Below are 7,945 nucleotides of genomic sequence, written 5' to 3' on the forward strand. Positions count from 1 at the left end.
GCGCATGTCGGGAACGGGGATGCTCCGGGTGCCCTTCAGGTACTGGCCGGTGATCGACCGCCGGGTGCCGAGGATCTGCTTGAGGCCGCCGGCGGCCACGATCTCCCCGCCGTGCTCCCCCGCCCCGGGCCCGATGTCGACGATGTGGTCGGCCACCCGGATCGTCTCCTCGTCGTGCTCGACGACGATGACCGTGTTGCCGAGGTCGCGGAGCCGCACCAGGGTGTCGATCAGCTTGCGGTTGTCCCGCTGGTGGAGGCCGATCGACGGCTCGTCCAGGACGTAGAGCACGCCCACCAGGCCGCTGCCGATCTGGCTGGCCAGGCGGATGCGCTGTGCCTCCCCGCCGGCGAGCGTCCCGGCCGAGCGGTTGAGGGTGAGGTAGTCGAGGCCGACGTCGAGCAGGAACTGCACCCGGGCCCGGATCTCGCGGAGGACCCGGTCGGCGATCATGTGGTCCCGCTCGGACAGCTCCAGCTCCCCCATGGCGGTGGAGGCGTCGGCGATCGACAGGTCGCACAGCTCGCGGATGTTGCGGCCCGCCACGGTGACCGCCAGCGACTCGGGCTTGAGCCGGGCCCCGTCACACTCCGGGCACGGGACCTCGCGCATGTAGCCCTCGATCTGCTCCCGCATGTAGTCCGACTCGGCCTCGGAGTGCCGGCGGGTCAGGTACGGGATCACCCCTTCGTAATGGGTGTGGTAGGAGCGGACCCGGCCGTACCGGTTCTTGTACGACACGTGGACCTGCTTGGTGCCCGACCCGTACAGCAGGACCTTCTGCTCCGACTTCTTGAGCTTCGACCACGGCGTCCGGGTGGCGAACCCGTAGGTCGACGCCACCGCGTCGAGCACCCGCCCGAAGTACTCCCCCCGCGCCCCGGACCACGGGGCGATGGCCCCGTTGTCGATCGACAGCGACGGGTCGGGCACCACCAGCTCGGGGTCGACCTCGTACTTGGTGCCGAGCCCGTCGCAGTGGGGACAGGCCCCGTAGGGTGAGTTGAACGAGAAGTTCCGGGGGGCCAGCTCGTCGAAGGACAGCCCGCAGTTGGCGCACGCCAGGTGCTGGCTGAAGGTGAGCACCTCCCCCTCGGCCGTCTCGTCCCCCCGCCCCGCCATCAGCTGGACCTCGGCCACCCCCTCGGCCAGGCGCAGGGCCGTCTCGAGGGAGTCGGTGAGGCGGCGCTCGATCCCGTCCCGGCGCACCAGCCGGTCGACGACGACCTCGATGGTGTGGTTCTCGTATCGGGCCAGCTTCGGGGGCTGGGCCAGCTCGTGGACCTCCCCGTCGATGCGGGCCCGGGCGAAGCCGGAACCGGCCAGCTCCTCGAGGAGCCCCTCGTACTCCCCCTTGCGCCCCCGCACCACCGGCGCCAGCACCTGGAACCGGGTCCCGTCGGGAAGCTCGAGCACCCGGTCGACGATCTGCTGGGGCGTCTGGCGGGTGACGGTCTGGCCGCAGCTCGGGCAGTGGGGCACGCCGATGCGGGCGTACAGGAGGCGGAGGTAGTCGTAGACCTCGGTGATGGTCCCGACCGTGGAGCGGGGGTTGCGCGACGCCGACTTCTGGTCGATCGAGATGGCGGGGCTCAGCCCCTCGATGAAGTCGACGTCGGGCTTGTCCATCTGCCCGAGGAACTGGCGGGCGTAGGCCGAGAGGGACTCGACGTAGCGGCGCTGGCCCTCGGCGTAGATGGTGTCGAACGCCAGCGAGGACTTCCCCGACCCCGACAGGCCGGTGAACACGATCAGCTTCTCGCGCGGCAGCTCCAGCGAGAGGTTCTTGAGGTTGTGCTCCCGGGCGCCCCGGATGACGATGGTCTCGGACAACTCAGACCAGCTCCCGAAGCTCGCGCTTCAGGTCGTTGATCTCGTCGCGCAGGCGCGCCGCGTACTCGAAGCGCAGGTCCCGGGCCGCCTCGTGCATCTCCTCCTCCAGGGTGCGGATCAGCCGGTCCAGCTCCTCCCGGGGCAGCTCGGCGAAGTCCGACCGGGCCCGCCGGGACCGCCGCTGCCGATCGGGCACCGGCGCCTTCTTCTCGTCGGGACGGAGGTGGGCCAGGATGTCGGTCACCCGCTTGCGGATGGTCTGGGGGTCGATGCCGTGCTCGGCGTTGTAGGCCTGCTGGAGCAGGCGCCGGCGCTGGGTCTCGGAGATGGCCCGCTGCATCGAGTCGGTCACGGTGTCGGCGTACATCACGACCTGGCCGTCGACGTTGCGGGCCGCCCGGCCGATGGTCTGGATCAGCGAGGTCTCGCTGCGCAGGAAGCCCTCCTTGTCGGCGTCGAGGATGGCCACCAGCGACACCTCGGGGAGGTCCAACCCCTCCCGCAGGAGGTTGATTCCGACCAGCACGTCGAACTCCCCGAGGCGCAGGTCCCGCAGGATCTCGATCCGCTCGATGGTGTCGATGTTGGAGTGGAGGTAGCGCACCCGCAGGCCCATCTCCAGCAGGTAGTCGGTGAGGTCCTCGGCCATCTTCTTGGTGAGGGTGGTGACGAGGACCCGGTCCCCCTTCCCGATCCGCTGGTTGATGTGGTCGATCAGGTCGTCGATCTGGCCCTTGGTGGGCTTGACCACCACCTCGGGGTCGATGAGGCCGGTGGGGCGCACGATCTGCTCGACCACCTGGGTCGACTGGGCGATCTCGTAGTCGCTCGGGGTGGCGGAGAGGAACACGCACTGGTTGACCCGCTCGTAGAACTCCTCGAAGCGCAGGGGCCGGTTGTCCACCGCCGACGGCAGCCGGAAGCCGTGCTCGACCAGGGTCTCCTTGCGCGACCGGTCCCCGTGGTACTGGCCGTGGAGCTGGGGCACGGTCACGTGGCTCTCGTCGATGACGATGAGGAAGTCCCGGGGGAAGAAGTCGAGGAGGGTGTGGGGGGGCTGCCCGGGGCTGCGCCCGTCGATGTGGCGGCTGTAGTTCTCGATGCCGCTGCAGAAGCCGACCTCCTGCATCATCTCGAGGTCGTACTGGGTGCGCATCCGCAGGCGCTGCGCCTCGAGCAGCTTCCCGTTGCTCTCGAAGAAGGCCAGCCGCTCCTGCAGCTCCTCCTCGATCCCGCCCATGGCCTTCTTCATCCGCTCCAGGCCGGCCACGTAGTGGGTGGCGGGGTAGACCAGCAGCTCGGAGAGGTCCCCGAAGCTCTCCCCCGTCACGGTGTCGAACTGGGTGATCCGCTCGACCTCGTCCCCGAACAGCTCGATGCGCACCGCCGTCGGCTCGTAGGCGGGGTGGACCTCGATGGTGTCTCCCCGGACCCGGAACTTCCCCCGCACCAGGTTGGCGTCGTTGCGCTCGTAGCTCATGTCCACCAGCCGGGCCAGGATGCTGCGCTGGTCGTACTCCTGGCCCACGGTCAGGACGAGGTTGCTGGCCCGGTACTCCTCGGGGGAGCCCAGGCCGTAGATGCAGGACACCGAGGCCACCACGATCACGTCCCGGCGGGTCAGGAGGGCGGCGGTGGCGGAGTGCCGGAGCCGCTCGACCTCGTCGTTGATCGACGAGTCCTTCTCGATGTAGGTGTCGCTCGAGGGGATGTAGGCCTCGGGCTGGTAGTAGTCGTAGTAGGAGACGAAGTACTCCACCCGGTTCTCGGGGAACAGCTCCCGGAACTCGTTGGCGAGCTGGGCCGCCAGCGACTTGTTGGGGGCGATGACCAGCGTCGGGCGCTGCACCCTCTCTATCGTCCAGGCGATCGTGGCGCTCTTCCCGCTGCCCGTTATGCCGAGAAGGGTCTGGAACCGGTCCCCCCGCATCACCCCTTCGGCCAGCTCGGTGATGGCGCGCGGCTGGTCCCCGGCGGGGTCGAAGTCGCTGACGACCTTGAACGGGGGCATAGCCAACCGATCGTACCGGCGCCCTGTGACAGTCTCGCGTAAACCGATGATGCTTCTGCGGGCCCGGCCGTTGAGGCGGCCGTGATCCCCTATCTGCCCGCCCTGGACGGCCTCCGGGCCCTGGCCGTGACGGCGGTGCTGCTGTACCACGCCGGGGTGGCCCGGGCGGGCGGCGGCTTCCTCGGCGTGGACCTGTTCTTCGTCCTGTCCGGGTTCCTCATCACCTCGCTCCTGGTGGCGGAGCGGCGCCGCGGCGGGCGGATCTCGCTGACCCGCTTCTGGGCCCGGCGGGCCCGTCGGCTCCTCCCGGCCCTTTTCGTGATGCTGGCCGGGGTGGCCGCCTACGCCGCCTTCCTGGCGCCCGCCGGCAGCCTCGCCGACCTGCGCCGGGCCGCCCTCGCCACCCTCGGCTACGGGGCCAACTGGAGCCAGGTGGTCGGGGGGCAGGGGTACTTCGCGCAGCTGGCGGCACCTTCGCCGTTGCTGCACACGTGGTCGCTGGCGATCGAGGAGCAGTTCTACATGGTGTGGCCCCTCCTCGTGACCGGGCTCCTGGCCCTGGGGAGGAGACGGCCGCTGCTGCCGCTGGTGACCTTCGCCCTGGGGGCGGCGGCGGCCAGCGCCGGGGCCATGGCCCTGCTCTTCCACGGCGGGGCGGGCCTGGACCGGGTGTACTACGGCACCGACACCCGGGCCCAGGACCTGCTGGTCGGGGCGGCGCTGGCGGCGGTGCTGCAGATGCGCCCCGACCCGTGGGCCCCGCTGCGGTCCCGGCCGGGGCGGGCGGCCCTGGCCGCGGCCGGCGGGGCGGGCCTGGCCCTGCTCGTCGCCTCCGCCGTGGCGGCGGGGGGATCGTCGGCGTGGCTGTACCACGGCGGCTTCCTCGGGCTGGCGGTCGGGGCCGCGGCGCTGCTGGCGGCGATGGCGCTGGCCCCGGCCGGGGCGGGGGGACGGGCGCTGGCGGTGGCCCCGGTCCGGTACGTCGGGCGCATCTCCTACGGCCTGTACCTGTGGCACTGGCCGCTGTTCCTGGTGCTCGACCACGCCCGCACCGGCCTCTCCGGGGGGGCGCTCCTGGCGGCGCGGCTGGCGGCGTCGCTGGCAGTGGCCGCCGCCTCCTACCACCTGCTGGAGGTCCCGATCCGGCGGGGCGCCCTGCCCCGCTGGCGGGCCTGGATCGGGGCGCCGGCGGCGGCGACCGGGGTGGCGGTGGCCGTGGTCCTCGCAACCGTGGCCCCGGCGGGCGCCAGCCTGGCCTCCGGAGCGGGCGGTGGGGCGGCCGCGGCGCTGCTCACCGCCGCCGGCCCGCCGCCGGCGGGCCCGACCACCAGTGGGGCCGGCGCCGTGGACGCCGGGACCGATCCCAGCGTGCCGGCCGTGCCGGCCGGTACCGGCGGGCCGGTCCGGGTGCTGCTGGTCGGGGACTCCAGCGCCACGGTCCTGGCCCTCGGCTTCACCCCCACCCAGGCCTTCGGGGTCGACCTGGAGGGGGACGCCGTCATCGGCTGCGGCCTGGTGACCGGCGGGCTGGTGGCCAACCGGGGCACGGTCTCCGACGAGACCGCCGGCCTGCGGAGCTCGGGCCACTACGTCCGGTGCGACACCTGGCCGGCCCGCTGGGCCGCCGACGTGGCCCGGTTCCACCCCGACGTGGTGGCGCTGATGGAGGGCCCGTGGGAGGTCCGGGACCGGTACCTGGGCGGGCGCTGGACCCACCTGGGCCAGCCCGGCTTCGACGCCCGGGAGCTGGCGGCGCTGAAGCAGGCGGTCGGGGTGCTGGGAGCGGGCGGGGCCCGGGTGGCGCTCCTGACCGCGCCGTACGACGGCCAGCCCGAGCAGCCCGACGGGCGGCCCCAGCCCGCCGACGATCCGGCCCGGACCGACCGCTACAACCAGCTGCTGCGGCAGGTGGCGGCCGGGGCGCCGGGGCGGACGGCCGTGGTCGACCTGGGGCGCCGGCTGTCCCCGGGGGGACGGTTCACCCCGACCATGGCCGGAACGACCGTGCGGGACGAGGACGGGATCCACGTCACCCCGGCCGGGGCCCGCCTGTTCGAGCCGTGGCTGATCGAGAGCCTCGGGGCGCTGTCCCCGCGGCCGGCCGGCTAGGAGGAGCTGGCCCCCAGCGCCCGGGCCAGGAAGCCGACCGAGGGGCCGAGGGCCACGTCGGCGTACTGGGCGGCGTGGCGGTGCCCGGCCACCCGCTCGGCGGTCACGGCCACGCCGGCCGCCCGCTGCCGGGTCACGAACTCGTCCTCCTGGCTGGCGGGGATCAGCTCCTGGGCCGAGTTCCAGACCTGGTAGGCGACGCCCCGGGCCGAGGGCCGGTCGGCGGGGGAGGCGGCGGCGTACTGGGCCGCGCACGCCTCGGGCATGCAGCCCAGGTAGCGGTACACGGCGTAGGGCATGGACAGGGGTCCGCACGCCGCCGTGGTGCAGCGCGAGCCCCGGGCCTCGAAGGCGCCCAGGTCGGTCGGGGCCGACCAGGCCACCACGTTCGAGACCACTCCCCTGACCCCGAGCTCCAGGGCCAGGTTCCCGCCGGCGGAGACGCCGAGGGCGCCCACCCGGCTGGTGTCGAGGCCGAGGGCGGCGGCGTGGCCGCGGGCCCAGTCCAGAGCCATCTGCACGTCGGAGATCTGGTGGGGGTACCCGGGCGCCCCCGGGGCGGAGAGGCGGTAGTCCACGTTGAGGACGGCCAGGCCGGCACGGGCCAGGGCGTCGGCCTCGGGGGCCACGTCCGCCCGGCCGCCGCCCGCCCACCCCCCGCCGTGGAGCAGCACGACCACGGGAGACTGGACGCCGCGGCGGCTGGAGGCCGGCAGGTGGACGTCCATGTACAGCGGGCCGCCGTCGGTCCCGTACTGGACGGCGCTGATCTCGACCGACTCCCCGGCGGCGTGGGCGCCGGGCGCGCCGAGGGCGGCGCCGAGCGCCGACAGCCCCATCGTGATAGCCCCGATCCAGACCATGCGCCGGCCCATGTGTGAGTGATTCGCCGGCCGGTGGGGCTGGGCCTTCCCTCAGGCCCTCGGTGTCCCCCGGCCGGGCACGCCACTGCGGCGTCGCCGGGGGACTTATTGCCAGAAAGCGGACAGATCAGACGTCGGCGGGACGCCGACACGGACGCCGGCGGGGGTGGGGCCCCGCCTGGCGGAGGAGCCGGGGGGCAGGGGACCCGGCGGGGATCAGACGTTGCAGGGGAGCTTCGACCACCACGACGGGGTGGCGGAGGGGGCCGGCGGCCGGTGGGCGACAGCCGAGAGCGAGGCGTGGGACCGGCCCAGGGCCACCAGCTCGGGGAGGATCCGGGCCCCGAGCCACTGGCCGCCGGAGCGGGTCAGGTGGACGCCGTCCGAGCACCGCAGGGTCACGCCGCCGGCCGCCGAGCGGTAGGCGCCGGAGGGCGTGAGGGCGTTCCCGGCGTCGAGCACCGTGACCCCGGCCACCGACCGGAGGAGGGCGCTGTCGGCGCTCACCCGGGCCGGGTCGTCCTCGGGCCAGATGTCCCCGCTCGACTGCTCCCCGGTCTGGTAGGTCGGCGAGGTCAGTAGGACCACCGGCGCCCCCCCGGCGCCGAGCACCGGCACGGCGGCGGCGAAGCGCCCGGTGAGCCACTGGTCGAAGCCGTCCTGGCCGATGTGCTGCCACTGGCCGTCGTGCTGGGTGTCGAGGATGTCGCTGCGGGCCAGGTAGACGACGACGTCGGGCCGGGTCCGGGCCACCAGGTTGGCCCAGGACGAGAGCAGGCCCTGGGGCTGGCCGGCCACGCAGGGGTGGCCGGGCGGCAGCGTGTACCAGAGCACCTTGTCCTGCTGGTCCGAGGCCAGCGAGCAGCCGGGCGTCCCGTCGTTCACGACCTCGGCCCCGTACCGGGGGGCCACGTCGGCCAGTCCCACGCCGAGCGAGCCGGCCATCGAGTCCCCCACCACCAGGATCCGCACCGGCCGGCCGCCGGTGGCCGTCACGCCCCCGGCCGCGATCCTCGGGGTGGAGGCGGGCCGGGCGCGACGGGGAGCGGTGGTCGAGGTCGGGGCGGCCGCCGTGGCTCCCGTCGCGGTCGGAGGCGCCGGAGCGGTGCCGGCCGGGGCGCCTGCCGGC

At 73.7% G+C, this 7,945-nt stretch carries 5 protein-coding genes; 1 reads left to right on the forward strand and 4 read right to left on the reverse strand.

Features of this window, described 5'->3' with window-relative positions; genetic code table 11:
- Both uvrA and uvrB read right to left on the reverse strand, forming a co-directional pair.
- Nucleotides 1-1,833, reverse strand: a 1,833-nt coding sequence (uvrA, locus tag VFW24_13325) for an excinuclease ABC subunit UvrA (GenBank protein ID HEX5267746.1), incomplete at its 3' end; no start/stop codon positions are given.
- 1 nt (nucleotide 1,834) lies between these two features.
- On the reverse strand, nucleotides 1,835-3,844 hold the full coding sequence (uvrB, locus tag VFW24_13330; GenBank protein HEX5267747.1) for an excinuclease ABC subunit UvrB: 2,010 nt from the start codon (nucleotides 3,842-3,844) through the stop codon (nucleotides 1,835-1,837).
- 81 nt (nucleotides 3,845-3,925) lie between these two features.
- On the opposite strand from uvrB, the gene VFW24_13335 reads away from it, so the two are divergent.
- The gene (locus VFW24_13335; protein HEX5267748.1) at nucleotides 3,926-5,953 is read left to right on the forward strand and encodes an acyltransferase family protein; all 2,028 of its coding nucleotides are present in this window, start codon (nucleotides 3,926-3,928) and stop codon (nucleotides 5,951-5,953) included.
- Here the strand turns inward: VFW24_13335 and VFW24_13340 are convergent.
- Complete coding sequence (locus VFW24_13340; GenBank protein ID HEX5267749.1) at nucleotides 5,950-6,792, reverse strand: alpha/beta hydrolase; 843 nt, start codon at nucleotides 6,790-6,792, stop codon at nucleotides 5,950-5,952. The genes VFW24_13335 and VFW24_13340 overlap by 4 nt on opposite strands.
- Nucleotides 6,793-7,032: 240 nt before the next feature.
- Nucleotides 7,033-7,945 (reverse strand): SGNH hydrolase domain-containing protein (locus VFW24_13345; GenBank protein HEX5267750.1); only part of this gene is annotated, 913 nt, incomplete at its 5' end.

Source organism: Acidimicrobiales bacterium, from assembly GCA_036273495.1.
In the GTDB taxonomy this organism is placed as follows: domain Bacteria; phylum Actinomycetota; class Acidimicrobiia; order Acidimicrobiales; family JAJPHE01; genus DASSEU01.